The sequence below is a fragment of the Nonomuraea sp. NPDC049141 genome (assembly GCF_040648415.1).
Taxonomy (GTDB): domain Bacteria; phylum Actinomycetota; class Actinomycetes; order Streptosporangiales; family Streptosporangiaceae; genus Nonomuraea.
The window spans coordinates 136,005-161,455 of the sequence record NZ_JBEZDR010000026.1; the positions used below are offsets into that span (position 1 = coordinate 136,005).

At 70.9% G+C, this 25,451-nt stretch carries 23 protein-coding genes and 1 pseudogene; 16 read left to right on the top strand and 8 right to left on the bottom strand.

What is annotated here, in order from left to right; translation table 11 throughout:
* The first annotated feature begins 53 nt into the window (after positions 1-53).
* The 7 genes from AB0B91_RS52100 to AB0B91_RS52130 all read left to right on the top strand — a co-directional run bounded on the left by AB0B91_RS52100 (position 54) and on the right by AB0B91_RS52130 (position 8,372).
* A complete protein-coding gene (locus tag AB0B91_RS52100; protein ID WP_358338161.1) occupies positions 54-1,448 on the top strand; it encodes a globin domain-containing protein in 1,395 nt (464 codons plus the stop codon).
* A gap of 73 nt (positions 1,449-1,521) precedes the next feature.
* Positions 1,522-2,079, top strand: coding sequence for a CGNR zinc finger domain-containing protein (locus AB0B91_RS52105; protein WP_358338164.1), 558 nt, complete (start codon positions 1,522-1,524; stop codon positions 2,077-2,079).
* 231 nt (positions 2,080-2,310) lie between these two features.
* Positions 2,311-2,838: a PadR family transcriptional regulator gene (locus AB0B91_RS52110; RefSeq protein WP_358338167.1), complete on the top strand. Its 528-nt coding sequence runs from the start codon at positions 2,311-2,313 to the stop codon at positions 2,836-2,838.
* On the top strand, positions 2,835-3,527 hold the full coding sequence (locus AB0B91_RS52115; protein WP_358338170.1) for an ABC transporter ATP-binding protein: 693 nt from the start codon (positions 2,835-2,837) through the stop codon (positions 3,525-3,527). The genes AB0B91_RS52110 and AB0B91_RS52115 overlap by 4 nt, the downstream gene beginning before the upstream one ends.
* Positions 3,524-5,746: an FtsX-like permease family protein gene (locus AB0B91_RS52120; protein WP_358338173.1), complete on the top strand. Its 2,223-nt coding sequence runs from the start codon at positions 3,524-3,526 to the stop codon at positions 5,744-5,746. Before AB0B91_RS52115 ends, AB0B91_RS52120 begins: the two co-directional genes overlap by 4 nt.
* A gap of 7 nt (positions 5,747-5,753) precedes the next feature.
* Positions 5,754-8,081: a penicillin acylase family protein gene (locus AB0B91_RS52125; protein WP_358338176.1), complete on the top strand. Its 2,328-nt coding sequence runs from the start codon at positions 5,754-5,756 to the stop codon at positions 8,079-8,081.
* Between the two features lie 36 nt (positions 8,082-8,117).
* Positions 8,118-8,372, top strand: coding sequence for a hypothetical protein (locus tag AB0B91_RS52130; protein ID WP_358338179.1), 255 nt, complete (start codon positions 8,118-8,120; stop codon positions 8,370-8,372).
* Here AB0B91_RS52130 and AB0B91_RS52135 read toward each other — a convergent pair.
* Positions 8,369-8,644 (bottom strand): DUF3303 family protein, encoded by a 276-nt coding sequence (locus AB0B91_RS52135; RefSeq protein WP_358338182.1) that lies wholly within the window; start codon positions 8,642-8,644, stop codon positions 8,369-8,371. The genes AB0B91_RS52130 and AB0B91_RS52135 overlap by 4 nt on opposite strands.
* Positions 8,638-8,991, bottom strand: a pseudogene (locus AB0B91_RS52140) (response regulator transcription factor); the annotation flags it as partial. The pseudogene AB0B91_RS52140 and the gene AB0B91_RS52135, both read right to left, overlap by 7 nt.
* Before the next feature lie 24 nt (positions 8,992-9,015).
* Between AB0B91_RS52140 and AB0B91_RS52145 the strand changes: the two are divergent.
* The 6 genes from AB0B91_RS52145 (at position 9,016) to AB0B91_RS52170 (ending at position 16,491) form a co-directional block, all read left to right on the top strand.
* Entirely contained in the window at positions 9,016-9,231 is a 216-nt protein-coding gene (locus AB0B91_RS52145) for a multicopper oxidase domain-containing protein (RefSeq protein ID WP_358338184.1), read from the top strand.
* A 151-nt stretch (positions 9,232-9,382) separates the two neighbouring features.
* Positions 9,383-9,874, top strand: a complete 492-nt coding sequence (locus tag AB0B91_RS52150; protein WP_358338187.1) for a hypothetical protein — start codon at positions 9,383-9,385, stop codon at positions 9,872-9,874.
* Positions 9,875-9,897: 23 nt separating this feature from the next.
* Positions 9,898-11,268, top strand: coding sequence for a hypothetical protein (locus AB0B91_RS52155; RefSeq protein WP_358338190.1), 1,371 nt, complete (start codon positions 9,898-9,900; stop codon positions 11,266-11,268).
* The gene (locus AB0B91_RS52160) at positions 11,265-12,611 is read left to right on the top strand and encodes a VWA domain-containing protein (protein ID WP_358338193.1); all 1,347 of its coding nucleotides are present in this window, start codon (positions 11,265-11,267) and stop codon (positions 12,609-12,611) included. Before AB0B91_RS52155 ends, AB0B91_RS52160 begins: the two co-directional genes overlap by 4 nt.
* An 11-nt stretch (positions 12,612-12,622) precedes the next feature.
* Positions 12,623-13,735 (top strand): AAA family ATPase, encoded by a 1,113-nt coding sequence (locus tag AB0B91_RS52165; RefSeq protein WP_358338196.1) that lies wholly within the window; start codon positions 12,623-12,625, stop codon positions 13,733-13,735.
* Complete coding sequence (locus AB0B91_RS52170) at positions 13,732-16,491, top strand: DUF5682 family protein (protein WP_358338199.1); 2,760 nt, start codon at positions 13,732-13,734, stop codon at positions 16,489-16,491. Before AB0B91_RS52165 ends, AB0B91_RS52170 begins: the two co-directional genes overlap by 4 nt.
* A 27-nt stretch (positions 16,492-16,518) precedes the next feature.
* On the opposite strand, the gene AB0B91_RS52175 is transcribed toward AB0B91_RS52170, so the two are convergent.
* Entirely contained in the window at positions 16,519-17,295 is a 777-nt protein-coding gene (locus AB0B91_RS52175) for an SGNH/GDSL hydrolase family protein (protein WP_358338202.1), read from the bottom strand.
* 3 nt (positions 17,296-17,298) lie between these two features.
* Here AB0B91_RS52175 and AB0B91_RS52180 point away from each other — a divergent pair, with 3 nt between their 5' ends.
* A complete protein-coding gene (locus AB0B91_RS52180; protein WP_358338204.1) occupies positions 17,299-17,478 on the top strand; it encodes a hypothetical protein in 180 nt (59 codons plus the stop codon).
* 48 nt (positions 17,479-17,526) lie between these two features.
* Here the strand turns inward: AB0B91_RS52180 and AB0B91_RS52185 are convergent, their stop codons facing one another.
* Positions 17,527-19,821: a xanthine dehydrogenase family protein molybdopterin-binding subunit gene (locus AB0B91_RS52185; protein ID WP_358338207.1), complete on the bottom strand. Its 2,295-nt coding sequence runs from the start codon at positions 19,819-19,821 to the stop codon at positions 17,527-17,529.
* 182 nt (positions 19,822-20,003) lie between these two features.
* Here AB0B91_RS52185 and AB0B91_RS52190 point away from each other — a divergent pair, with 182 nt between their 5' ends.
* Entirely contained in the window at positions 20,004-22,283 is a 2,280-nt protein-coding gene (locus AB0B91_RS52190; protein ID WP_358338210.1) for a hypothetical protein, read from the top strand.
* A 2-nt stretch (positions 22,284-22,285) separates the two neighbouring features.
* Here AB0B91_RS52190 and AB0B91_RS52195 read toward each other — a convergent pair whose 3' ends face one another.
* Complete coding sequence (locus tag AB0B91_RS52195; RefSeq protein WP_358338212.1) at positions 22,286-22,573, bottom strand: hypothetical protein; 288 nt, start codon at positions 22,571-22,573, stop codon at positions 22,286-22,288.
* Between the two features lie 57 nt (positions 22,574-22,630).
* On the opposite strand from AB0B91_RS52195, the gene AB0B91_RS52200 reads away from it, so the two are divergent.
* Positions 22,631-23,125, top strand: coding sequence for an MSMEG_6728 family protein (locus AB0B91_RS52200; RefSeq protein ID WP_358338215.1), 495 nt, complete (start codon positions 22,631-22,633; stop codon positions 23,123-23,125).
* Here the strand turns inward: AB0B91_RS52200 and AB0B91_RS52205 are convergent.
* The 3 genes from AB0B91_RS52205 to AB0B91_RS52215 form a co-directional block, all read right to left on the bottom strand.
* Entirely contained in the window at positions 23,118-24,212 is a 1,095-nt protein-coding gene (locus AB0B91_RS52205) for a Dyp-type peroxidase (RefSeq protein WP_358338218.1), read from the bottom strand. The two genes, AB0B91_RS52200 and AB0B91_RS52205, sit on opposite strands and share 8 nt — an antisense overlap.
* Positions 24,209-24,733, bottom strand: coding sequence for a copper chaperone PCu(A)C (locus AB0B91_RS52210; protein WP_358338221.1), 525 nt, complete (start codon positions 24,731-24,733; stop codon positions 24,209-24,211). Before AB0B91_RS52210 ends, AB0B91_RS52205 begins: the two co-directional genes overlap by 4 nt.
* Positions 24,734-24,807: 74 nt before the next feature.
* Positions 24,808-25,350: an MFS transporter gene (locus AB0B91_RS52215; protein ID WP_358338224.1), complete on the bottom strand. Its 543-nt coding sequence runs from the start codon at positions 25,348-25,350 to the stop codon at positions 24,808-24,810.
* Between the last annotated feature and the right edge of the window lie 101 nt (positions 25,351-25,451).

Genomic DNA, 25,451 nt, shown 5'->3' on the forward strand with positions numbered 1-25,451 from the left:
GGTGAGTTGCTGGCCACTCGTAAGGTGGCCGAGATGCTCGTCATCATGGCGGGATGGGCGTGCGCTACGACGATGTGATCGGTTCCCTTCGAGCGGCCTACGACGGTAGCGCCAAGCGTCGTGACGGCAGCGGCAAGCAGCCATGGAAGCTGGCGGAGCGGGCAGCGTTCCTGAGCCGGGTACAGGACGGCGGCGGAAGGCGGCTGTTGGAGGTCGGTGCCGGAACCGGCCAGGACAGCGCATATTTCCAGGACAACGGCCTGGATGTGGTCGCTGTCGATCTGTCGCCTGCGATGGTGGATCTCCCTGGTGCGTCGCTCGACACGATCGCCGCGAGGTTCTACGAGACGATGTTCGCCGATCGGCCTGAGCTGCTCGATGGGCTGTTCAACCGCGGCAACCAGCACAGCGGCGAGCAGCGCAAGGCGCTGGCGGGTTCGATCGCCGCCTTCGCCGGGGCGCTGCTGGAGCACCCCGATGTGCGCCCCGACGCGTTGCTCGCCCGCATCGCGCACAAGCACGCGGCGGTCGGAGTCACCGATGACCAGTACGTCATCGTGCACAAGTATCTCTTCGGCGCGATCGCGGAGGTGCTCGGCGACGCGGTGACCCCACAGGTCGCGGCGGCGTGGGACGAGGTCTACTGGCTGATGGCCGGTGCCCTGATCTCCCTGGAGGCCCGGATCTACGCCGAGGCGGGGGCGCGTGACGGCAGCACCTGGAGGTCCTGGCAGGTCGTCGAGCGGCGCGAGGAGACGGCGGACGCGGTGTCGCTGGTGCTGCGGCCCGTGGGGGACGAACCCGCCCCGCCCGCGCGGCCCGGCCAGTACGTCAGCGTCCGGATGCTGATGCCCGACGGTGTGCGCCAGCAGCGCCAGTACACGCTGTCGGGTTGCGGCCAAGACGGACTTCGCAGTATCACCGTCAAACGGGTGCGCGGCGGCGACACCCCCGAAGGGGAGGTCTCCGCGCTGCTGCACGCCACTGTCAAGGAAGGCGACGAGCTCACTCTCTCGGCGCCGTTCGGTGACGTGTCGCTCGCCGACGGCGACGCGCCACTCGTGCTCGTCTCCGCCGGCATCGGCTGCACGCCCATCACCGCGATGCTGCGGCACCTGGCCCAGACCGGCTCCTCGCGGCGGGTCCTGCTCGTGCACGCCGACCGTGCCAAGGCCGAGCACGCGCTCCGTCAGGACATGGAGAGACTGGCCGACGCGCTGCCCTCCGGCGAGCGGATCTTCTGGTACGAGGACGGTGGCTGCGGCAACGCCCGCACCGGCCGCATGGATCTGGCCGACGTCGAGATCCCTGAGGGCGCGGTCGTCTACATGTGCGGCCCGCTGCCGTTCATGCGTGACGCACGTGCTCAGCTCATCGGGGCAGGAGTCGCGCCGCGCGACATTCACTACGAGGTGTTCGGCCCCGACCTGTGGCTGGCCGCCGCCTGAGCCTGGCGCGTCGTCACTGGTTCAAGTGGTGACGAATATTGCACGCATCAGAGTCACCCGTCAAGCTGGTGATGTGAGACATGTTTTCCTGTGCGGGAACCCCGCCCTCGACCTGGCCTGCACGCTCCGCGCCCGGCGTACGGCGCCCTTCGAGACGCTCGACGCGCCTGCCCGGCTCGACGCCTGGTATGTGGAGTCCGGCATCGTCGACACCGTCACCGCCTGCCAGGAGGACGACGTCACCCAGGCGGTGACGGTACGGGAGGCGATCTACGCGCTGGTCACCGCCCGGCTCGCGGACGAGGGGTACGACGGCGGGGCGCTCGCGCTGGTGAACGAGGCGGCACGCACTCCGTGCGCGATTCCGCAGCTCGCCGCCGAGGGCCGGTGGACCGAGGCGACTCCGGCACAGGCGCTGTCCACCGTGGCGAGGCACGCCATCGAACTGCTCACCGGGCCGGATGTGCCGCTCATGAAGGAGTGCGCCAACCCCGACTGCACCAAGATCTTCATCGATCGGTCTCGTGGGGGACGCCGCGAGTGGTGCGGCATGGAGTCGTGCGGCAACAAGATCAAGGCAGCGGCCTACCGCGCCCGTAAGCGCCAGACGCGGGCGGCCACCGCGCGATAGTCGAGCCCCTTTTGGACGACTGCGGCTCCGCTAGGCCTGATGGCGTCACCGCCTTGACAGGTGACTTTCGATGTTCGGGCACATCCGGCTGGCGTACCGGGATTCGCAGGCGCGGCGTGGGATGCGTACGGGGTTCGTGGAGCTCGCCTGGGCGAAGAGAGAGCACTCCGAGTGGGTGCAGGGGGACTAATTACCTCCGGCGTATATACTCTCGGGGTATAGTCGCTTGACATGAGTGTCCCCCTCGCACTGCTCGGCCTGCTGGAACGGGAGCCGAGCCACGGGTACGACCTGAAACGCGACTACGACGCCTTCTTCAGCCGGGGCAAACCCCTGCCCTTCGGCCAGGTCTATTCCACGCTCGGCCGCCTGGCCAGAGACGGCAAGGTCACCGCCGGTCAGAGCGAACCGGGAGACGGGCCCGACCGCAAGCGCTACGCCATCACCCCCGTGGGCAAGGACGAGGTCGAGGCGTGGCTGGCCGAGCCGGTCGCGGCCGAGCCGTACCTGCACACGGTGCTGTTCACCAAGGTCGTGCTGGCGCTGATGCTGGGGCGCGACGCGGCGGGTTACCTCGATGCCCAGCGTGCGACGCATCTGGGACGCATGCGCGAACTCACCGAGATCAAGCGCGCGGGCAACCTGGTCGACGCGCTCCTGGCCGATCACGGCCTGTTCCGCCTTGAGGCCGACCTGCGGTGGATCGACGTCACCCAGGCCCGGCTGGGGGCGCTGGCGGAGGCGGTGCGCGACCGATGATCGTCAACGCGCTGCTGCGGGCCGAGGCGGTCAGCCGCTCCTACGGCAACACGCCCGCGCTGCGGGAGGCCAGCCTGTCGGTGACCGCGGGCGAGGTTCTGGCCGTCATGGGACCCAGCGGTTCGGGCAAGTCGACGCTGCTGCACTGCCTGGCCGGGATCTTCACCCCGGACAGCGGCGAGGTGTGGTTCGACGGGCGGCGGCTGGACACGCTGAACGACCGCCGCCGTAGCGAGCTGCGGCGCACCGCCTTCGGCTTCGTCTTCCAGTTCGGCCAGCTCGTGCCGGAGCTGACCGTGACCGACAACGTGGCGCTGCCGCTGCTGCTCGGCCGTACCAGACGCAAGCGTGCCTACGCGCGGGCCGCCTCCTGGCTGGAGCGGCTGGAGCTGGCCGACCTGGGCGGCCGGCGCACCGGGGAGCTGTCCGGCGGGCAGGCACAGCGGGTGGCCATCGCCAGAGCGCTGGTGACCGGGCCGCAGGTCGTCTTCGCCGACGAGCCGACCGGCGCGCTCGACTCGCTCACCGGCGAGCTCGTGATGGAGCTGCTGGTGGGCCTGGCCCGCGAGGAAGGCACCACCGTGATCGTGGTGACCCACGACGCCCGGGTGGCCGCCTGCGCCGACCGGGAGGTCGTCGTGCGCGACGGCCGGGTCACTGACCCGTACGCGAGCGGGATCGTCCAATGATCTCGCTGGGCCTGCGGTTGTCGCTGCGCGGCGGCAGGGAGGTGGCGGCCAGGCTGACGCTGATCGTCGCCGGAGTGGCCGTCGGCGTCGCGGTGCTGCTGGCCACGCTGTCGCTCTTCAACGCCTTCCAGGCCACCAATGACCGCCTGTGCTGGGAGTGCACGCGCGGTTCCGCGCCCAATGGCTGGGCGCTGGACGCCACCAACGACGGCGCGCTGTGGAACCGCCACGAGGACTACTACGCCGGCCGGCTGATCAAAAGGCTGGATGCCGCTGCGCTCGGCACCCGGGCGCCGGTCATCCCGGGTCTGTCCCGCATGCCCGGTCCCGGCCAGTACTACGCCTCGCCCGCGCTGGCCAGACTGCTGGACTCGGTGCCGCGCGAGCAGCTCGCCGACCGCTTCCCCGGCACGCGCGCCGGGTTGATCGGCCAGGCCGCGCTGTCCGGGCCCGACGAGCTGGCCATCGTGGTGGGGCTGACGCCGGGGCAGGTCGCCGCGATGCCCGGCGCCCAGCAGGTCGACACGGTGGCCACCGAGCTCGCGGTCGACGGCAACGCCGACATCTACCAGTTCGGGTTCGTCGTCGCCGCCATCGGGCTGTTCGTCCCGCTGCTGGTGCTGGTGGGCACCGCCACCCGGCTGGCGGCCGCGCGGCGCGAGACGCGCCTGGCGGCGATCCGGCTGGTGGGAGCCACCTCCCGGCAGGTCAACGTGCTCGCCGCGGTGGACGCCGCCCTTGGCGCGCTGCTCGGCGCGCTGGCCGGCCTCGCGCTCTTCCAGGTGGTACGGCCCGCGCTGGCCGGGGCGCGGATCACCGGTTCCCGCTTCTTCCCCGACCTGATCGCCCCGCGCTCCTGGCAGTATGCGGCCGTGCTCGTCTGCGTGCCGGTCGTCGCGGCGTGCGCCGCGCTGTGGTCGCTGCGCCGGGTGCGGATCTCACCGCTCGGTGTGGCCAGGAAGGCCGCGCTGCCCCCGCCGCGGGCGTGGCGGGTGATCCCGCTGCTGGCCGGGCTGGGGCTGTTCGCGGGGCCGGTGTTCCGAAACGTCAAGGAGCCCGACGCCCTGCTGGCCGGTGCGGGCCTTGCCTTGATCATGGCCGGGCTGGTCCTGGCCGGGCCCTGGCTGACGATGCGGGTCGCGCGCCTGGCCGCCGGGCTGACCCGGAGCGCGGCGACGCTGCTGGCCGCGCAGCGGATGGCCGCGGACCCCAAGGCCGCCTTCCGCGCGGTGAGCGGGCTCGTGCTGGCGGTGTTCATCGGCACGGCGATCGCCGGCCTCGTGCCCGCGGTGCTCTCCGGCCAGCAGGCCGTGGCCGGCGGCGCGCTGAACCACGTGCTGCGCGCCCAGTTCGCCCGGCCCGGCGTCACGGGCCTGTCCCAGCGGGTGCAGGCGGACCTGCTCGCCCGCCTGCGCGGCTTCCCGGGCGTGGACGTGCTGCCCATCTACGCCAGGGCCGACAAAGAGAAGATCCCCATGCCCGCTGACGATTCACCGCCCGCGACGACCGTCGTCGAATGCGCGAGCCTGGCCCGCTTCCCCGTGCTCGGGAGGTGCCCGTCGACCGCGCGGGTCGTGGCCGGAACCTTCTACCGTGTGGTCAACGTCGACAACCCGCTCACCATCGACAAGATCCTTCCGCTCGCGGGGCCCGCCAGTGAATCCGTCTCCACCGCCATCACCGGCCTCGACATGGAGTCGATCCTGATCAGCACGACCGACCCGGCGGCGGCGGAGCGGATCCGCACGCTGCTGGCGGCGCACACCGCCCAAGCCCCGATGACCTTCGCCGAGGTCGCCCAGGCCAGAGCGACCCTGTACACCCAGGGCGAGAACGTCGCGCTGGCCATCGTCGCGCTGACCCTGATCGTCGGCGGCTGCAGCCTCGTGGTGGCGGTCGGCGGCGGGCTGGTGGAGCGCAGGCAGCCGTTCACCCTGCTGCGGCTGGCCGGTACCCCCACCCGCACGCTGGCCGGGGTGGTGCTGCTGGAGTCCGCGCTGCCGCTCGTCCTGTCCGCCGTGCTCGCCGCCGGCGCCGGGTTCGGCGTGGCCGAGCCGCTCATCGACCAGCTCGCGATGAAGGGCGCCTCCCTGGCGATGCCCGGACCTGCCTACTTCGCGACCGTCGGCGGCGGTCTCGCCGCCTCCCTGCTGGTGATTCTCATGGGCATGCCGCTGCTCAGGCAGCTGACCGCGCCAGACAACGCCCGCTTCGAATAGGAACCCCATGAAGCTCAGACCGCGACTGGCCGTGCTGATCGCGCTGGTCCTGCTCGCCTCCACCGTGGTGGTCGTGCGCACCAGCGCGCCCGCCGCGGCCGGCGACGCGCGCTACTCCGCCACCATCCGGCGCACCGAGTACGGCATCCCGCACATCTCCGCCAAGGACTACGGCGGCCTCGGATTCGGGTACGGCTACGCCTTCGCGCAGGACAACCTGTGCGTCATGGCCTCGTGGGTGGTGACACTGCGGGGCGAGCGATCCCGGCACTTCGGCGCCGCGGCCATGTCCGACGACCCGGTCAGCCCGGTCAACAACCTCGCCAGCGACGTCTACTACAAGAGCGTCGCGGACTCGGGCGTCGTTCGGCGGTTACTGGCCCGGCCCGCGCCGGTGGGGCCGAGCGCTGAGCTGCGCCGCCTGGTCGACGGCTACGTCGCGGGATACAACCGCTACCTCCAGGAGACCGGGGTGGCGAACCTGCCCGATCCCACCTGCCGGGGCAAGGCCTGGGTCGGCGACGTCACCGCCATGGACATCTGGAACAACCTGCTCGACCTCAACCGCATGGTCGGCAGCTCCGCGCTCAAGGAGGCCATCACCGGGATCGACGAGCCCGAGACCGACGGCCCGGCCAAGAGACCTGCCGCGGGCAGCAACGGCTGGGCGCTGGGCCGCCAGGCGACCCGCGACGGCCATGGCATGGTGCTGGCCGACCCGCACTTCCCATGGAACGGGATCCGCCGCTTCTACCAGGTACAGCTCACCATCCCCGGCGTGCTCGACGTCTCCGGCGGCAGCCTGTACGGCACGCCGGTCGTCCAGATCGGGCACAACGCGAGCGTGGCCTGGACCCACACCGTCTCCCACGCCCAGCGCTTCACCGTCTACCAGCTGCGGCTGGCGGGCGACCGGACCAGCTACCTGGTGGACGGCCACGCGGAGCCGGTGGGCCGCCAGGAGGTGCAGGTCGCCCTGCAGGACGGCACCATGACCAGCCACACGCTCTACACCTCGCGCTACGGCCCGGTGCTCGCCGCCGGGCAGACCGACAAGGTCGCCTACGCGCTGGCCGATGCCAACGCCGCCAATCTGCGCGCGGCCGACGAATGGCTGGCGATGGCCAGAGCGACGAACCTCACCCAGCTACGCGCGGCCCAGAGCACCTATCAGGGCCTGGCGTTCGTCCATACGCTCGCCACCGACATCGGCGGAACCGCCTACTTCGCCGACGCCTCGATCGTCCCCCACGTCACCGACGCGAAGGCGCGCCGCTGCGCCAAGCCCTCGCCCATTCCGGGGCTGGACGCATACGTGCTGGACGGCTCGACCTCCGCGTGCCTGTGGGGCAAGGATCGCGACGCCGTCGTGCCCGGCATCTTCGGGCCGGGCAACCAGCCCAGGCTGACCCGCGCCGACTACGTGGCCAACTCCAACAACACCTTCTGGATGACGAACCCGTCGAAGCCGCTGACCGGCTACCAGCACGCATGGGGTGAGCCGCGCACCGACGTGGAGCCGCGTCCCCGGGTCAGCCTGGACATGATCGCCCAGCGGCTGTCCGGCGCCGACGGGCTCGGCGAGCCCGGCTTCACCCTGGAAACGCTGCAGGCCACCGCGCGCACCAAGCGCAACTACAGCTTCGAGCTCATGCGTTCGGACCTGCTGACGCTGTGCCGTACCCACCCCGAGCTGACCTCGTCCGACGGTAAGCGGGTGAACGTGCGCGAGGCCTGCGCGACGCTGCGGAAGTGGGACGGTCGCGCCACCCTGGACGGCCATGGGGCGATCTTGTGGCGCGAGTTCTTCACCCGGCTGATGGGTCCCCACAAGATGGGAGAGCCCGTTTTCAGCCCGTGGCGGGTGCCGTTCGATGCCGCACATCCGCTGACCACCCCACGGGGGCTCAAGCACGACGCCTCGGAGGTGCGGGAGTCGCTGGCCGATGCCGTGCTCTTCTTCCAGACCAACCGCATCGCCCTGACGCTCACCCCGGGCCAGGCGCAGCGCTACTCCTCGATCCCGCTTCCCGGCTGCACCGAGGGAGAGGGCTGTTTCGACAGGGTGCGCATGCGCGCCGCCGCGCTCGGCACGGACGGGCGCTACCCGGAGGTGGACACCGGGTCCAGCTTCATGATGGCCGTGGAGCTCACTCCGGACGGCCCGCGTACCCGCACCATCCTCACCTACTCCCTCTCCGCCAACCCCGCCTCGCCCCACCACACCGACCAGACGGTCCTGTTCTCGCGCGGCCAGTGGGTCACCGAGCGCTTCACCGAGGCCGAGATCGCCGCCGACCCGCGGCTGAGGACCACCGCGGTTCACCTGGGGTAGAGACTAGGAGGACAGCGATCATGAGGAGACTCCGCGATGACCCAGCCCCCCGTACCCCAGCGCACCCCGCTCAGCGTGGACGAGCAGGCCCGGGCAGAGGCGAATTTCACGACCCTCGTCGCCGACACGCTCGTCAGCGACGGGCGGTTCAGGGTGAGCGCCGACACCCCGGAGATGGTGGAGCTGTTCCAGAGGGTCGCTCGCCGGGTGGGGGACATGCTCCAGCGGCCGGTGGTCAGCTACGCCAACGGCCGGTACATCGTGATCACGTTCGGCCAGGAAGCCTCTTAAGGCGGGTCGAGATAGGGCGCCACGACGTCGCGGGTGTCCTCGCTGGTGACGACGGGGACGATCTCGAAGGTCGCGCCGGAGTCGCGCCACTCCAGGACCCACTGCTGGAGGAGGCGCAGGTCATCGCATTCCATGAGCTGGAAGCAGCGGCTGAAGTCGGGCTCGATCCAGCTGTTGAGGTAGGTCAGCCCCTCGGGCATCAGCCGGCCCCTGTCACGGACCTCCCGGTAGATCGGGATCATGTCGTTGTCGCGGAATCGTTCGATCACCATGAAGAGCATGGTTCGCCTCCTGGGGTGACCAGCCCGGACTCGTAGGCGTGGACGACCAGCTGCGCGCGGTCACGAGCGCCCAGTTTGGTCATCGTCCTGCTCACGTGGGTCTTGGCCGTGGCGTGGCTGATCGTCAGGTGGGCGGCGATCTCCTCATTGGACATCCCGGTCGCGACCAGGGACAAGACCTCGCGCTCCCGGTCGGTCAGCCGGTCGAGGCCAGGTCGCGGCACCGGTCTGGGTGGGGTGGAGACGTACGCTTCGATCAGCCGTCTGGTGACCGAGGGGGAGAGCAGCGCATCGCCCTGGGCCACCACGCGCACCGACTGCAGGAGGTCGGCCGGTTCGATGCCAGCGACTTCCATCATCCGGTGCATCTCCACCTGGCCGCCTTTCAGGTGCTCTCGCGCAACGGCAGGCCCCCCGCGCCGACCGACGCGGGCTGGAAGGACACCGTGGACGTGCACCCCTACGAGGTGGTGGACGTCCTGGTCCGTTTCGAGGGCTACCGGGGGCGCTATCTGATGCACTGCCACAACCTTGAGCACGAGGACATGGCGATGATGACCGACTTCGAGGTGATCTGAGTACTGTCGTACGGCGCTTCCGCAGTAGATCGAAACACACCCGGGCTTCGCCGGTAATGGGGTAAATTACGCGATCACTGATCGGCCGTTCGCACAGGTGCCGCCGCACCGGCTGGCGTCCGCGAGCCGCTGGACTGGAGGTCGAAGAGGCGTGACCGCGGACCGAACCGCGTGGGAGCAACGCAGCGTGGCACGGGTGGTTTCCCCCGTACGCCCGCGCAAGCTGGCGAAGGTTCCCTTCGTCGAGATGGCCGACGGGCGGCTGCAGGGAGTCGTGTCGAGCGGCTCCGACATCGAGCGGGTGTACGTCTCGTCGATCACCGCCGGGACCCATACCTACAACTGCAGCACCAACAACAACCGGCCGTGCGGCGGGCTGTCCAGCTACATGTGCAAGCACTTGCGGTCCCTTGTCGATGAAGCCGTGCTGCAGTACGGCGTCGACCGGGTCGCCGGCTACCTGCGGGTGGAGCTCGCCGAGGGCGACAGGCTGGCGGACTGCCTGCAGGGTGGTGTCGAGCGCACGCAGGGAGCCGCGGTGTTCAGCCGGTTCCTGCGCCATCTGGCCTACCTGGAGTTGCCCGTGACCACCGAGCCCATCGCCGAGCTGCACTGGTTCCCCGCCGCAGGGGCGGTGGGCTGATGCTGAGCGTGCAATTAGCGGGATTGATCGACGAGCCCCTGCCGGGCGTCGGCGAAGCGCTGGACCTGGTGACGGGCTTCGACGAGGCCCTGATGAACGGCTTCGCCCGGCTGGGCGAGGATCGCGCCTCGGCGCTGACCGCCCTGGCCGGCGCGATGGCGGCCACGCCGCTCGGCGACCGGGTGGCGGAGGCGGCGGGGAAGGTCGCCGCGGGCTCGGTCTCGGAAGAGCACGTCACGGCGCTGGCCGCCGGTCGCACCGCGCTGCTCGGCGCCGTCCACGACGCGCTGCTGGAACGGCTCGACACCGCTCTGGGACGTACGCGGGCCGCGTGGGAAGAGCCGCGCTCGACGGCGCAGAGCGACAACCTGCTCGGTGCGTGCCGTTCCTGGCTCAACGAACTGGCGATCACCGGCTGGCGGGGTGTCGACCACGACCTCGTCTCCGCCGTCGACCAGACGATGGAGGCGCTGCTCGCGGAGCCGCGGTTGCGCCGGCTGGCCGTGCTGCTCGACGGCTTGGCGACGGAGCTGCGCGCGTCGTGCCCGGTCGCGACGATGGAGATCGTGCCCGCACGGCGTTGGGCCGACCTGTGGGCGCGGGCGCTGGTGCTCACACAGGCGGGTGGCCTGCCCGCGGGCTCCGGCGAGCCGGTTTCCGGGCGGCTGCTGGTGCTCGGCGTGGACGTGCACGAGCACGCCACCGCCGTGCAGGCGCAGGTCCACGCGATCCTGGAGCCCGCCGACGGTGGTCAGTGCCGCCTCGTGCGTACGAGCGTCGCCGCCACCAAGGTGGACACGATCGTCGGCACCGCCGTGTGGCGGCTGCTGACGGGGGTCCCGGTGCTGCTCAACGCACTGGCGGAGCGCCGCAGCCTGGACATCAAGGACATGCCGCTGCTCGGCAGCGGCGACCTGGTGTGGCACGACGCCCGGGCCACGGTGGGGGAGCCCGCGGACCCGTTCACCACGGCGAGGGTCCAGCTAGGAAGCGCGCTCGCCCCCGCGGCGCCGCCGTTGGAGCGCCACCCGGTGCGCGTCGCCGAGCCGGTGCTGGTCGAGGGCTACACCGTGCCCAAGCGCGGTGAGATGGTGCTCGACCTCGACGGCATGACGATCACGGTGGACACCGACCGGCTGCCGTCGTGCGGCTCGCTCACGCCCGAGATCGTCCGCGGCTCCGAGTCGTGCATCGGGCTGGTGCGCTGGGACGCCGGCCGGTGGCTGCTCCAGCCGCTCGCGGTCCAGGGGACGGTCAAGAAGCTGCCGGTCACCGCGCACACCGGTGACTGGGCGCAGGGTCCCACGGATCCCAAGATCGCCAAGGCTGAGGCCAGGAACGGCGACGCGGTGGCCGTGCTGCGCGAGCGGGCGGGACGGTTGCTCCGGAAATGACCGATCACGAGAACAGGCGCCAGGTGCTCTACTGGCGCCTGCTGGCCCGGGTGTTCAACACCGAGGAGCAGCCCGCCCTGGAGTCGGCCAGCGTGGCCATCGTCGACGACCTCGGCCTGCCGACGGCCCTGCTGGACCCATCGGTGTCGGTGGGCAACCTGGTCCAGCGCTTTCCCGACCTGGGTCCCGAGTTCGAGAGCCTGCTCGACTCGGGCAACGAGGACCCCGCCGAGCAGGTACGCAGGGCTGCCCTGATCTCCAAGCTCCTGCTCCGCGTCTTCGCCACCGGGACGGGTGACGTCTCGGCCGGTCAGCTCGCCGCCTGGCAGAAGGACGCCGGGTGGTTCAAGCAAGCACTCGGTCGCAGCGGTGGGCAGGGCGAGGGAGAACAAGGCGACGGGCAGGGGGGATCCGGCCGCGGGCTCGCCACCGGCGGTGGCGGTCGCGGAATCGACTACGCCGAGCTGAACAAGGTCCTGGCCGATGTGGAAGGCGACCTGGTCCGCCGCATGCGGCTGCGCGAGGTGCTGTCCAACTCCTCCCTGGCCGCCCAGCTCAACCCCAGCATGTCGCTCATCGAGCAGCTCCTGCGCGACAAGGACAACCTCTCCGGAGTCGCGCTGGCCAACGCCAAGGCGCTGATCCGCCGGTTCGTCGACGAGGTCGCCGAGGTGCTGCGTACGCAGGTCGAGAAGACCAGCGTCGGCAAGATCGACCGGTCGGTGCCGCCGAAGCGGGTGTTCCGCAACCTCGACATCGAACGGACGATCTGGAAGAACCTCACCAACTGGAGCCCGGAGGACCAGCGGCTGTACGTCGACCGCCTGTTCTACCGGCACACGGCCAGGCGGACCACCCCGGCCCGGCTGATCGTGGTGGTGGACCAGTCCGGCTCGATGGTCGACGCGATGGTCAACTGCACCATCCTGGCGTCGATCTTCGCCGGGCTGCCCAAGGTGGACGTGCACCTGATCGCGTACGACACCCGCGCGCTCGACCTGACGCCGTGGGTGAAGGACCCGTTCGAGGTGCTGCTGCGGACGACGCTCGGCGGCGGCACGGACGGCACCGTCGCGATGGCCCTGGCCCGGCCGAAGATCGTCGACCCGCGCAACACCGTGATGGTCTGGATCTCCGACTTCTACGACAACCGGTCGCTGATCGACGACTTCACGTCGCTGCACCGCTCAGGGGTGAAGTTCATCCCGGTCGGCTCCGTGAACAGCTCGGGGTACGCCAGCGTGGACCAGTGGTTCCGCGAGAAGCTGAAGGACCTGGGCACCCCCGTGATCTCTGGCCACATCCGCAAGCTCGTGCTCGAGCTCAAGAACTTCCTCACCTAGGAGACCCGCGAATGACCGAGATACTGCGTGCCCCCGCCGAGGTCAAGTACGCCGAAGAGCTCGACTGGCTGGAGTCCGTGGACGACGGCCCCAAGCCGTTCTCGTGGCGGCTCAGCCCCCGGATGGTCCGCCTGTTCGTGCTCGGCTCCGAGCGCTCGGACGGGCTCGACCGGGAGATCCCGCAGAAGTGGTTCGGTGACCGCAGCTTCGTCGAGCGCAGCATCGTGACGCTGGCCTCCGACCGAGGTCTGCTGCTCATCGGCGACCCGGGCACCGGCAAGAGCTGGCTCGCCGAGCTGCTCTCGGCGGCGATCAGCCGCAACTCCACCCTGGTCGTCCAGGGTACGGCCGGCACCACGGAAGACCACATCAAGTACTCGTGGAACGTCTCCATGGTGATCGCCAAGGGGCAGTCGCGCCAGTCGATGATCCCCTCGCCCATCATGACGGCGATGGAGCGGGGCGTGATCGGCCGCTTCGAGGAGCTGACCAGGTCGACCAGTGACGTCCAGGACGCCCTGATCTCCATCCTGTCCGAGAAGTACGTCTCCATCCCCGAGCTCGACGACGACAACATCGTGTTCGCCCAGCCCGGCTTCTCGATCATCGCCACCGCCAACAGCCGGGACCGGGGCGTCAACGACCTGTCGTCGGCGCTGAAGCGGCGCTTCAACTTCGTCCGCATCCCGATGGTGACCAGCAAGACCAGCGAGGCGGAGATCGTCCGCTTCCGCACCACGGAGCTGCTGCGCCGGCACCGCATCGAGCTGGAGCTGCCGCCCACGCTGCTCGACATCCTGCTGCAGAGCTTCGCCGACCTGCGGACCGCGGCGGCGTCGGCCAAGAGCGACGACGACAAGCTCGAATCGGCGCTGTCCACGGCCGAGCAGATCGGTGTGCTCGAAGACGCCATCCTGCACAGCCAGTTCTTCGGCGACCGCACGCTGCGGGCGGAGACGCTCGGCGGCTCGCTGGTGGGCTCGCTGGCCCGCCGTCAACCGGAGGACCTGGCCATCCTGAACAAGTACTGGCACGGCATCGTCGAACCCCGCAGCAAGAAGGACGGCGGGCCGTGGACGGACTTCCTCGAAGGTGGCCGCCAGGCCATCAAGACGCTCTCATGAGCCCGTTCGGCGCACTCCGCGAGCAGCTGCTGGACGCCGCCGCCGCGTTCGCCGGCGAGCCGGACACCCTGGCCGGGATCCTGTCGGGCCTGGTCGACGACGTCGACCGGGCGCTGAGCGAGGAACTCGAGATCTTCCCGGTGTGCCACCACTCGCCGGCCTCGGCGCTGGCCATGGTGCGGCGCCTGCGCGAGAAGCAGCCCAAGGTCATCTACCTGGAGCTGTGCGAGGACCTGCGGCCGCTGCTCGACGAGCTGCGCAACTGCCGCCTGCCGGTGGCGTTGCAGGCGTTCGCCACGGACGTCGACGGCTTCCCGGCGAGCTGGGAGCCGCTCAGCGTGGTGGCGCCCATCACGGAGGCGTCGGCCGAATACCAGGCGATCTCGTACGCGCTGGAAACGCCGGGCGTCGAGCTGGTGCTGGTGGACCGCTCGTCGGACCACGTCTTCCAGTGGCTGCCCCGCGAACCGGCCGAGGCCAAGCAGGGCGGAGAGGACGTGGGCCTGCACGGCGACGCCGTGGGCGTCGAGATCGGCGACCTGCGGCCCCGCTTCGCCGAGCTGGAAGAGCACCTGCTGCACCACGGCAAGGTCCGCCACTGGTCGGAGTGGTGGGACCAGTACGTCGAACAGCCGCTGACCGGCGCGGACTACGAGTCGTACCGGCAGGTCATGGTCCTGATCGGCAGCCTGTTCCGGCGCCTGCGCCCCGAAGGGGACCAGCGGACGGACCGTGACGAGGACCGCGAGCGCCACATGTGGACGCGGATGCGCGAGCACCTCGCCGCGACGGGCGCCGACCCGGCCGAGTGCCTGTACGTCTGCGGCGCGTTCCACGCGGCCAGCCGGGTGGAGCAGTTCGGGCTGGCGTCGGACGCGCCCTTCGAGATCAGCCCCCGTACGGCCACGCGCTGGTTGTACGGGCTCATCCCGTCGAGCAACTCCGCCATCGAGGCCCAGTTCGGCCTGGCCTCCGGCTCGATCTCGATCGCCGCGGCCACCTGGGACAAGGCGTTGCAGCGCGGCGGCGTCAAGCCGTACCAGATCGCGGGCCAGAAGGCCGGTAAAAAGAAGGCGAGCAAGAAGCCGGTCGCGCCGGCCGCGCCGGAACCGGTCACTGACCGGCTGTCCGGCTTCCTGGCCAAACCGCCGGTCCTGGACGGCCTCGACGAGGCCGAACTGCTCGGCTGGTCCGTCGACATCGTCCGGCTGGCCCGGCGTAACGGCTACCAGTCCAGCACGGCCGACGCCATCGCCGTGTTCGAGACGGCCATCCTGCTCGCGGGGCTGCGCAACCGGGGCCGTCCCACGCCGTACGACTTCCAGGACGCCGCGGTCACGTGCATCGAGAAGGACACCGTGCCGGGGCGCCGGGACGTGCGCCGCCTGTGCGAGATCCTGCTCGGCGGCGACCGGATCGGCCAGGTGGGCTACCACGCGATGCCGCCGCTGGCCCAGGACGTGTTCGACCGGCTGGAGCCGCTGGGACTCGACCTGAGCAAGCGCACGGTGCAGCGGGCGCTCATGGACCTCAAGGCGGACCCGGACCTGGTGCCCTGCTCCGACCTGCTGTGGATCCTGCGCCACCTGCTGCCCGACGACGCCGTGCGGCCCATCATGGGCGCGCGGCGGCTGGGCGAGCGGGCGATCCAGGAGAGCTGGGACCTGACGATCGGCAAGCACCAGCGCTCGATCATCGAGCTGGGCTACGAGGGCGTCACGGTCGAGCAGGTGCTCGAACAGCGGCTGCGGCGCGCCGTGTACGACCCCAAGACGACCGCGGCCGGCGCGCTCGCGGCCGTCGAGGACTCGATCCTCTACCTGCGCAGCCGCCGGTTCACCGACGAGCTCGGCGCCCGGGCCGTGGAGCTGCTGGCCGCCGAGCGGTCCGTGGACGACGCGCCGGAAGTGCTGCGCCGGATCAGGCGGCTGCTGGCCCACTACCGCGCGACCGAGCCGGAGCTGCCGGCCTGGTGCGAGGCGTTCGTCACGGCGGGGTTCGCGCATTACTGCACGCTGCTGCCGACCGCCTTCGTGGACGAGGCCACCGGGGTGCGCCAGGTGTCGGCCATGCTCGGCTTCCTGTTCACCATGGAGAGTCTGGCGCTGGCGCTGGGCTGCGAGCGGGCCCAGCTGGAGATCGCGGTACGGCAGTCGCACCCGGAGCAGCCGGCCAAGATGGCCCTGCTGTGGGCCGCCCAGTACCTGCTCGGCACGCTGCCGCTGGCCGAGCTGCGGGCGCGCTGTGACGAGCTGCTGGACAACCCGCTGGTCGTTCCGGCGTTTCCGCAGTACATGAGCGGGTTCGCGCAGGCGATGGAGCCGGCGCCCGCGCTGGCGTCGTTCGTGGTCGAGCTGATGTCGAAGGCTTTCGGCCGGTTGCCCGACTCCGTTCTGTTGCCGTGGCTGCCCGGTCTGATCACGACTCTGCGGGAGCAGGCCGGGGAGCTGGTGCCCGTACTGGTACGGGAGGCAGGCCGGACGTTCCCCGGCGCTCTCTCCACGCTCGACCAGTGGACGCCGCCCTGGTCGCCGAAGGCGTCGACGTCAGGCGCGGCGGTGCCCGCGTCGGCGGGGCCGGTGACGGACCTGCTGGCCGGACATCCGGCCGCGACCGATGCCATGGCCGCGCTGCTCGGTTGCGACGGCGGCTGGCAACAGCCCGCCGGAGGCCCGTCCACCGGCGAGGCAGGCGCCCTCCTGACCCGCCACCCCGAGACCGCCGCCGCGGTGTCGGAGCTACTCGTCCACGCATGACCCCGGCGGCGTCGGTCGATCGGTCGGTTACCGCGGTGGCAGTGGGATCGGGCCGAGTTCGGGGCGTTTGGCGACGCGGCCGTCTCCTGAGGAGCGGCCGCGTAGGCGACGGTAGATCCACGGGCCGGCGAAGGTGGCGACCCAGCGCACCTCCGCGCCCGCGACCCGCCAGCCCGCGCGCCGGGGCACCGGTGTGAGCGGGACCGACCAGGTGTCGTCGCTGCCGGGCAGCCCGATCGCGTGGGCGATGGCGGCGGCGATCCTGGCGTGGCCCAGCGGGCTGGCGTGCAGCCGGTCGCTGGTCCACATCCTGGGGTCGGTGGTGAAGGAGTGCGGAAAGGTGTCGACGACGATGACACCGTGGCGGGCGCCGGCCGCCCGGATCCGGGCGTTGAGGTCGATCACGCGGGGGAGCAGCCGCCGGGCCAGCGGAGCGATCTTGCCGATGTCGGGGAAGGTCACGGTCACCACGCACGCGCCTGACGCGATGAGCTGCTCGAACATCTCCTCCAGCGCCGAGGCGACCGCGGCGGCGTCGAAGCCGGGCCTGATGATGTCGTTCATGCCGGCCATCACCGTGGCCAGGTCGGGCCGCAGCCGCAGCGCCGGGCCGAGCTGCTCGTCGCGGATCTGCCCGGCCAGGCGCCCGCGTACGCCCAGATTGGCGTACTGGGCGGCGGGGTTCGCCGCGGCCAGGTGCTCGGCGAGCCGGTCGGCCCAGCCGCGGTGGCCCCGGACGTCGTCGCCGTCGCCGAGGCCCTCGGTCTGGCTGTCACCGAGGGCGACATATCGGGCGTAGGTCACTCGGTGCACTCTATCGAGGAACCCCGGGCATTTACTGTTTATGCCCGGGAGAAATCGCTGCTGAAATTCATGTTCGAGTCGTGCGGCTTCGCTGAGCACGCCGATGTCAACGCAGCTCGCAACATCGCCACCCGCGGCGTTGCGAGCTGGGCAGTGAGTCACGCTGCCGACGACGCGGCCTGACCCGTACCCCCCATGTACGGCGAAGAGCTGCAAGCTCGGTCCTTCAGTTCACGGCCGAGAAGCCTGACAGAGTAGAGCCCATAGGACCGCCGGGGTCAACGGCGTCTGGGTGACGCGGCCGGCGATCTCCGGCAGGGCGGCGGCGATGGCGTTGCCGATGGCCGCCGGCGGGCCGATCGTCCCCGACTCCCCGGCGCCTTTCATGCCGCCCGGTGTACGCGGCGAGGGCACCTCCAGCATCGCGACCCGGATGTCGGGGACCTCACGCGTGGTCGGCAGCAGGTACTCGGAGACCGGCTGTCCCTCCTCGGTGTAGACGATCTCCTCCGTCAGCGCCATGCCGATGCCCTGCGCGATCCCGCCCCGGACCTGGCCCTCCACGATCGCCGGGTTGACCAGCACCCCCGAGTCGTTGACGGCCCAGTAGCCCTCCACCTCGACCGCTCCGGTCTCCGGGTCGACCGCGACCGCCGCCGCGTGCGCCCCATAGGCGTACGTCATGTCGGCCGGATCGTAGGAGACCCGCTCCTCCAGCCCGGGGGTTGCCCCCTCGGGCAGGTCCCATCCGCGCCACGCCGATGTGGCGATCTCCCGCAGCGTCAGCGACACCTGAGGATCCCCCTTGACGCGTACGGCGGAGTCCACGATCTCCAGGTCGGCCGGCGCCGCTTCGAGCCGGTGGGCGGCCAGGGCCACGATCTTCTCCCGCAGCCGGTCCCCGGCCAGGGCCAGCGCGCCGCCGCCCACCGTGAGCGAGCGGCTGGCGATCGACCCGATCGAGGAGTACGGGGTGGCCGAGGTGTCGCCCAGCACCACGCGTACTCGGTCGATCGGCACCCCCACCCGGTCCGCCGCGATCTGGGACAGTGCCGTCTCGATGCCCTGCCCGACCCCCGACACGCCCGCCGAGACGATGACCGAGGCGTCCTGTTCCATCCGCACGATCGCGGTCTCGAAGCCTCCGGCCAGCATCCCCATGGCCTTCATGCCCATCGACGAGCCGAGCCCGGTGGCCTCCACGTGGCAGGAGTAGCCCACGCCGCGCCTGCGCCCGTCGTCGCGGGCCGGGGGAGCGACCAGGTCGCGCAGGGTACGCAGGGCGAGGGGGTAGTCGCCGGAGTCGTACGACTGCCCGAGTCGCGACGTACAGGGGAGTTCGCCGGGTCCGAGCATGTTGCGCAGCCGCAGCTCCACCGGGTCGGCGCCGAGCCGTCTGGCCGCCTCGTCGATCAGCCGCTCCCTGGTCCAGGTGGCCTCGGGCTGGCCGAAGCCGCGGTAGGAGCCGGTCGGGGTGGTCGTCGTGACGACGGCGCGCAGCCGTACCCCGGCCCGGTCGAAGCGGTAGGGGCCGGGCAGCATCGTGGCGGTCACCGCGAACGGTGAGATGCCGACGTTCGACGGGTGGCCGCCGAGGTCGCCGACGACGTCGGCGTGCAGCGCGACGAAGCGCCCGTCCGCGTCGAACGCCAGGCGGGCGCGGTGCACGGCGGCCCGCGACGGCAGGGTCGAGGCGAGGCGGTCGGTGGGCGACTCCGTCCAGCTCACCGGGCGGCCCAGGCGCATGGCGGCGAGGCAGATGAGCGCCTCGTCCGGATACAGGTGCTCCTTCCCCCCGAAACCGCCGCCCGCGTCGCCGGTCACGACGCGTACCCGGTCGTGCGTGAGCCCGAGCGCGTCCGCGGCCTGCTCACGTACATGGTGCGGAGCCTGCGTCGAGGTACGCACGGTCAGCTCGCCGTCGGCGTAGTCGGCGACGATCCCGCGCGGCTCCAGCGGGTATGGTGTGGCCCGGCCGAACGCGCACGTCATCTCGACCACGTGCGCGGCCCCCGCGATGGCCGCCTCGCAGTCCTGGTCGCCGAGGGTGAAGTCGGTCAGCACGTTGCCGCCCCAGTCGGGGTAGAGCAGCGGGGCGTCGCCGGCCAGCGCCCGCTCGATCCCGATCACCGGGGGTAGCGGCTCGTAGTCGAGGTCGATCAGGTCGGCCGCGTCCCTGGCGGCCTCGGGCGTCCGCGCGACCACCACGGCGAGCGGCTGGCCCACGTAGCGGATCGCCTCGTCGAGCGCCGGATAGGAGGTGATGGGCTGGCCGGGGCTCATGGTCACGCAGGGCAGCCGGATCGCGGCCGCGTCGCCCGGCGTGATGACGTCGAGCACCCCGTCGACCGTCCACGCCTCCTTGGCGCCGCAGCTCACCAGCCGTCCGTGGGCGATGGGGCTGCGGACGACGATCGCGTACACCATCCCGGGCAGCCGGACATTCGCGATATACCGGGCGCGCCCGGTCAGCAGCCGCGCATCCTCGCGGCGGGGCGTCCTGGCACCCACATAACCATCAGCCATAGCCCGATTGTGAGCGAGGTCGTGCGCCCGGTCCATCAGCATCGGGACGCGGTCACAGGGCAGCCTCCCAGATGGTCCGGATATGGCGCTGCTTTGGCAAACGATGCGTACGGGCCCTGCTCCCACCTTGCGGATCTGACAAGGTCGACGCGGCTGTGACCAACCTTCCGTCTAGGAGACACATGCTTGAGGTCCGGTCTCCGGCCGTCGTCCCTTCTGTGCCCGCTCGCCGATGGCGGCTGCTCCGATCCGGCCGGCTACCGGTCGCGTTCGTCGTCCTTCTGGCGGTCGTGACCCTCAACGCCTATGCGGTGCCTCTGCCCGAGATCGGGGTGTTCAGCGCCTACATCCTCCTCGGCGTGACGCTGCCCGGGATGCTGTGGTGGCGGGCCCTGTCCGGCACGCCGCGGTCGCCGGTCGCCGACGTGGCGGCGGGGACGGCCCTGGGCTACGCGCTGGAAGTGCTGACCTACATCCCCGCGCGCTGGCTGGACGTGCCGCAGGTGTTCCTCGCCTGGGTCGGGATGACCTACCTGCTGTTCGCCGCGATGCCTTCGTTGCGACGGCACTGGCCGGCTCGCGGCAATTCGGACAAGGTGCCGGTGGGATGGTCGTGGGCGATGGCGGGCCTGGTCGGGTTCGCGATCCTGTACGGCGCCGCCACGTTCTTCCGGACCCATGGGCTGAGCTGGCCGGGCAACGGTGCTCCGTATATCGACCTCCCCTACCACCTGGCCATGGCAGGCGACGTCAAGCATCACATCCCGGCGATGTTCGCGAACGTGGTCGGCGAGGCGCTTCACGACCACTGGTTCGCCTACGCCGACCTGGCGGCCACCAGCTGGGCGACCGGCCTGGAGCTCCAAACGCTGCTGTTCCGGCTGTCGCCCCTGCCGATGGGCGCGGTCTTCACCGTTCTCATCGTCGTGCTGGCCCACCGGCTGAGCGGCCGGTGGTGGACGGGCATCGCGGCAGCGGTGATCACGTTCTTCGCGACCGCGCCCGACCCTTACGCCTGGACGGGCGTGATGGTGCCGAGCGTTGGCGGCGCGGGCTTGCCATGGGTGAGTCCCACGCAGACTTTCGGCGCACTCCTGTTCGTCCCTCTGGCGCTCCTGCTGGTCGACCTCGTGCGTCGCCCCGGCGGGCTGAACGGGCGATGGCTGCTGGTGCTCGTGCTGATGCTCGCGGAAGTCGGGGGGAAGGCGACATTCCTTCCGCTGGCCCTGGCGGGAGTGGCGCTCGTCCTCGCCGTCCACCTGATCGTCCATCGCAAGGTGCACAGGGCCGCGGCGGTGCTGACGGGTCTCTGCCTGGCGTGCGTGGCCTTCGCCCAGATTGTGGTGTTCCAGGGGGAAACCAAAGGGCTGCGCTTCGCGCCCTTTCACCTCATGCGGTGGCATGAGGACAGGCTCGGCCGGGATGCCGGGCTACTTCTCCAGAGGCGGGATGAGCTGCTGATCGTGGTGGCGATCTACCTGGTGAGCTGGGTGGCGGTATGGGGCGGTGCCGTGGGGTTGCTGCGCCGGCGGCGATGGCGGACAGATCCAGCCGTGGTGTTGCTGGCGGGCATCGGCATGGCGGGGGTCGGCGCCGTGTGCGTGTTCGGGCATCCGGGGCTCAGCCAGGGGTACTTTCTCGGGTCGGCCGCGCCGTACCTGACGATCCTCGCCACCACGGGTCTCGCCGCCACGCTGCCCGAGAGGCGGCCATGGCCGGTGGCTCTGCCCGCATTGACGGCAGGGGCCGTCGCGATCTGGGCCATCGAGTCGTGGGTCGCCGTCGCGCGGCCGCATGGCGGGAACGTCGTGATCGAGCGGGTGATCCCGTACGCGCTGCTGGCGGGGGTGGCGGCTGTCGTCGCGCTGGTGCTTGTCCTGACCGGACGGCGTGGCCGGACCTGGTGCGCGGTGCCGGTCTTCGCGCTGGGCTGCTGCCTGTACTCGGGATACGCGCCGCGGTTGGCTCCCCTGTGGAGCATCGCGGAGGCGGCGCCGGTGAGAGATCCCGAACTGCTGCATGTCGCGGAGGGCGGGGTGACCGCGGCGCGCTGGCTGAGAGATCACTCCTCTCCTGACGATCTCGTCGCGGTCAACGCGCACTGCCGCAGGCCGGCGGGCGGGTGCGACAACCGGCACTTCTGGATCTCCGCGTACGCGGAACGCAGGATCCTCGTCGAGGGCTGGGGATACATCAATGGCGCGAACAGCCGGGCGGCCCTGATAGGCAGCCCCACCATGGGCACCATCGAGTTTCTGGACCCGAAACGGCTGGCGGACAACGACGCCGCCTTCCTCCACCCCAGCACGGAGACGGTCGGTGGGCTGCGAGACACGTACGGGGTCCGCTGGCTGTTCGTCGACGACAGATATCCGGCTCTGACCTCCGAACTAGGCCGGTTCGCCGCCTTGAGATTCCGAGCTGGGCACTGCTGGGTCTACGAGGTCACGTCGTCCGCATGAGCTCACCCTGCGGCCTCCCACACGGCCTCGAAGGCGGCTCCGGTGATCTCGGTCAGGTCCCAGATCTCCACCGCCTGCTCGGTGAGGAAGCCGTGCTCGTCGTTCGGATGGCGCCACCAGTAGCGGTGGGCTGTGCGGTCCGGACCGATCTCGACCTGCCGGACCGCCCAGTGCTCGCCGTCGCCCTCGACGGTCTCGAACAGCCAGATGCCACCACGCTCGTCGTCGCCGCGCCAGTGGTGGCGTGGCAGGTCCGACTCGGTGAGCTGCTTGATCAGGTCAGGAAACACGGCTCCACTCTAGGTTGATCGCGAGCCGCCCTGGGTAGCCGGTGGTCATGAGGCGCTGTGCAGACGTTCCTGCCTTATCCGGACTTCGCGTGCACCGCGGCGGTCCTCGACCCGCTGCGGCTGGGTAAGCAGCGGGTCGAGACCCTGCAGATCCTGCGCGCCCTCACGATCCCCGGCTACGGCTGGCGGCACCACCCGGCCGTGCGCATGTGGGCGGGCTACGAGGAGGCCCTGGTGCGCTACGGGCTCGACGTGTGCGGCCGGTGGTGTGCCATCGGCCGCGCCGACACCTGTGCCGGCACCCTGGCGAGGGAGTTCGCCGAACACTGCGGCGGCACCGCCGTCCGCCGCCAGGCACGCCTGGAAGCGGACGGCGAGCTGCCGCCGTGGCTGGGTGACGCCGGCTTCCACCTCAGCCACCGCTCCGCCCTGCTGCGCAAGGCGCCCGGCTTCTACCGGCCGCTGTTCGGTGACGAGCCCGACGACCTGGCCTACGTCTGGCCCGCCTCCGGACGCCCGCCGTCGTGCCTGCCCGGCCGGGAGTTCAGCTGAGCAGTCCGTCCCCGATCCAGCCCTCGGGTGTACAGCCCCGCGGGATGGCGAAGACGGCCGAGCCGATCGGCGTGACCCACTCGTTCAGCAGGTCGCCCTTGGCCAGCTTCCGCTGGATGGGCACGAACTGGCGGTCGATGTCCGCCTGGTAGGAGGCGAACAGCAGCCCTGAGTCCGACTTGCCGTCCGGAGTGAGACCCTCGTCGTAGTTGTAGGGACGGCGCAGGATACGCAGCCCCGGATCCGTGACGTGGGCCCGCCTGATGTGGGCGTACTCGGAGATGATCGGGAAGCCGAGCCGGTTCACCTGGCTGTAGTCCGGCTCGTCGCGTTCGGCCCGGCCGGTCAGCGGGGCGCCCGTGTCGAGACGGCGGCCGATCGTGAACTCTCTGGCCACCCGGTCGGCGGCGTCCCATGTCTCCAGCTTCATGCGGATGCGGCGCAGCACCAGGGTGGTGCCGCCGCGCGCGGGTCCCTGGCCGATCCATACGGCCCGGTCCAGGTCGGCGGGCTGAATCGTGCCGTCGACCTGGCCCATCAGATTGCGCCGGGTGGCGCTCTGGAAGCCGCGCTGTACCCAGCGGACCTTGGTGAACGAGCGGGTGTCCTTGACGATCACCCGGAGCGCGTGGGCGACGGTGACGCTGTCATCCGCGCAGATCTGCACCAGCAGGTCGCCGCCGCTCCACCGCTTCTCCAGCTTGTCGACCGTGAACGTCGGCAGCGGAGCCACCGGCGACTCCACCTTCGCCGCCGCGAACAGCCCCGGGCCGAAGCCGAACGTGATCGTCAGCCGGGCGGCCGTCACCGCCAGCTCCGGCTCGGTGTCGGCGAGCGCGGGCCGCCCCTGGGTGAGGCGGCGCGCGTCGTCGGTCAGCAACTGGAGGAGCCGGACGATGGCTTCCTTACCGGTGTCCGGCAACAGGTCGAGGCCTACGAAGACGGCGTACGCCTGCGGCGGCGTCGCGATCCCCGCCTGGTGGATCCCGTGGAAGGGCTCGACGGTGGTGGCGTGCGCGGGGCTCGCGGTCAGGGCGCCGACAGCCGTCAGAGCGCCTCCGGCGATGAGACCCCGGCGGCTGATCACTTGTGCCCCATACCGGGCTGGTAGTCCTCCTTGCCGCCGGCGAAGTCCTTGCCGATCGCGGTGAACTCCAGCGGCTCGCCGCCCTTGACGGTGAGCGTGAACGGGATCTTGGCACCCGGCAGCACTTCCTGGGCGACGCCCATCAGCATGATGTGGTCGCCACCGGGCCGCAGCTCGTGCGTGCCGTGCGCGGGGATGACGAAGCCGCCCTCCTTGGGCCGCATGATCATCTTGCCGCCGGACTGCACGACCTCGTGCAGCTCGATCTTCGGAGACAGCGGCGAGGCGCCGGAGACGACCGTCACCTCGGCATCGGTGTTGTTGACCAGCGTGCCGAAGGCGGCGCTCATCCCCTTCTTGGCGGTCTTCACCCAGGGATCGGTGATGGTCAGCGCAGGGGACTGCTTGGCCGCGACGGCGGGGGACCGGGTGGCCGGGGCGGCGGCCACCTGCTGGGAGCCGCAGCCCGCGAGCGCGACGACGGCGGCGGCTGTGAGCAGCAGGGCATGGCGAGAGAACATGGGAAAGGCCTTTCTCCACCCGGTACGGCACGCGAAAGCGCGCCCCGCCGGGCGTGGTCGTCGAAAACGGGGGGTCAGCTGGTTTCGACGACCATCGGCGGACCCCGCCCGGAGACCACGTGCCGCAGCACGGCCGAGCGGAAGACCGGCGGCTCCGTCGTACACGGAGCGGCGAACGGGACCCGGGCCACGGACGGCAGCATGATCAGCAGCCGCACGGCCAGGCGGCGCAGCAGACCCCAGAGCACGGCCTCGCCGCGCGCCAGCCACAGGGCGGTCAGCCCGACGGCCCAGCCGTGCGCGACCAGCATGCCGAGGCCCGGCACCAGACCCGAGTGCAGGTGGCCCGTCGCCGCGACCGGCGAGGCGGCGTGGGCCAGCGAGAACACCAGGTGCAGGACCACCTGGAGGCCGCCGAGCAGCGGCAGGATCGTGCCCACCGTCCGCTCACGCCCCGACAGCGGGAACGCCGCCGCCAACGACAGGCCCAGCGCGGCACCCGTGGCTGGGGCTCCGACCGTGCCACCGCCGAGGGCGTGCGCCGCCACACCCAGCCCGAGGCACACCACGGCGAACACCGCGGTGCGGACGAGGCGGAAGGACAGGCCGGGGGTCACAGTGCGGACATCATGCCACGGCCATCGGCCGCCCCGCGATCAAGCATCGGAGTGAATACTCACTCCGCTGTTGACGGAGTGAGCACTCACTCCGTACTGTG

Bases quoted from the DNA above. Each gene is read 5' to 3' on its own strand.
- AB0B91_RS52100 (WP_358338161.1), top strand. From the start codon at position 54: ATGGGCGTGCGCTACGACGATGTGATCGGTTCCCTTCGAGCGGCCTAC.
- AB0B91_RS52110 (WP_358338167.1), top strand. From the start codon at position 2,311: ATGAGTGTCCCCCTCGCACTGCTCGGCCTGCTGGAACGGGAGCCGAGC.
- AB0B91_RS52115 (WP_358338170.1), top strand. From the start codon at position 2,835: ATGATCGTCAACGCGCTGCTGCGGGCCGAGGCGGTCAGCCGCTCCTAC.
- AB0B91_RS52120 (WP_358338173.1), top strand. From the start codon at position 3,524: ATGATCTCGCTGGGCCTGCGGTTGTCGCTGCGCGGCGGCAGGGAGGTG.
- AB0B91_RS52125 (WP_358338176.1), top strand. From the start codon at position 5,754: ATGAAGCTCAGACCGCGACTGGCCGTGCTGATCGCGCTGGTCCTGCTC.
- AB0B91_RS52130 (WP_358338179.1), top strand. From the start codon at position 8,118: ATGACCCAGCCCCCCGTACCCCAGCGCACCCCGCTCAGCGTGGACGAG.
- AB0B91_RS52135 (WP_358338182.1), bottom strand. From the start codon at position 8,644: ATGGTGATCGAACGATTCCGCGACAACGACATGATCCCGATCTACCGG.
- AB0B91_RS52160 (WP_358338193.1), top strand. From the start codon at position 11,265: ATGACCGATCACGAGAACAGGCGCCAGGTGCTCTACTGGCGCCTGCTG.
- AB0B91_RS52165 (WP_358338196.1), top strand. From the start codon at position 12,623: ATGACCGAGATACTGCGTGCCCCCGCCGAGGTCAAGTACGCCGAAGAG.
- AB0B91_RS52170 (WP_358338199.1), top strand. From the start codon at position 13,732: ATGAGCCCGTTCGGCGCACTCCGCGAGCAGCTGCTGGACGCCGCCGCC.
- AB0B91_RS52185 (WP_358338207.1), bottom strand. From the start codon at position 19,821: ATGGCTGATGGTTATGTGGGTGCCAGGACGCCCCGCCGCGAGGATGCG.
- AB0B91_RS52190 (WP_358338210.1), top strand. From the start codon at position 20,004: ATGCTTGAGGTCCGGTCTCCGGCCGTCGTCCCTTCTGTGCCCGCTCGC.
- AB0B91_RS52210 (WP_358338221.1), bottom strand. From the start codon at position 24,733: ATGTTCTCTCGCCATGCCCTGCTGCTCACAGCCGCCGCCGTCGTCGCG.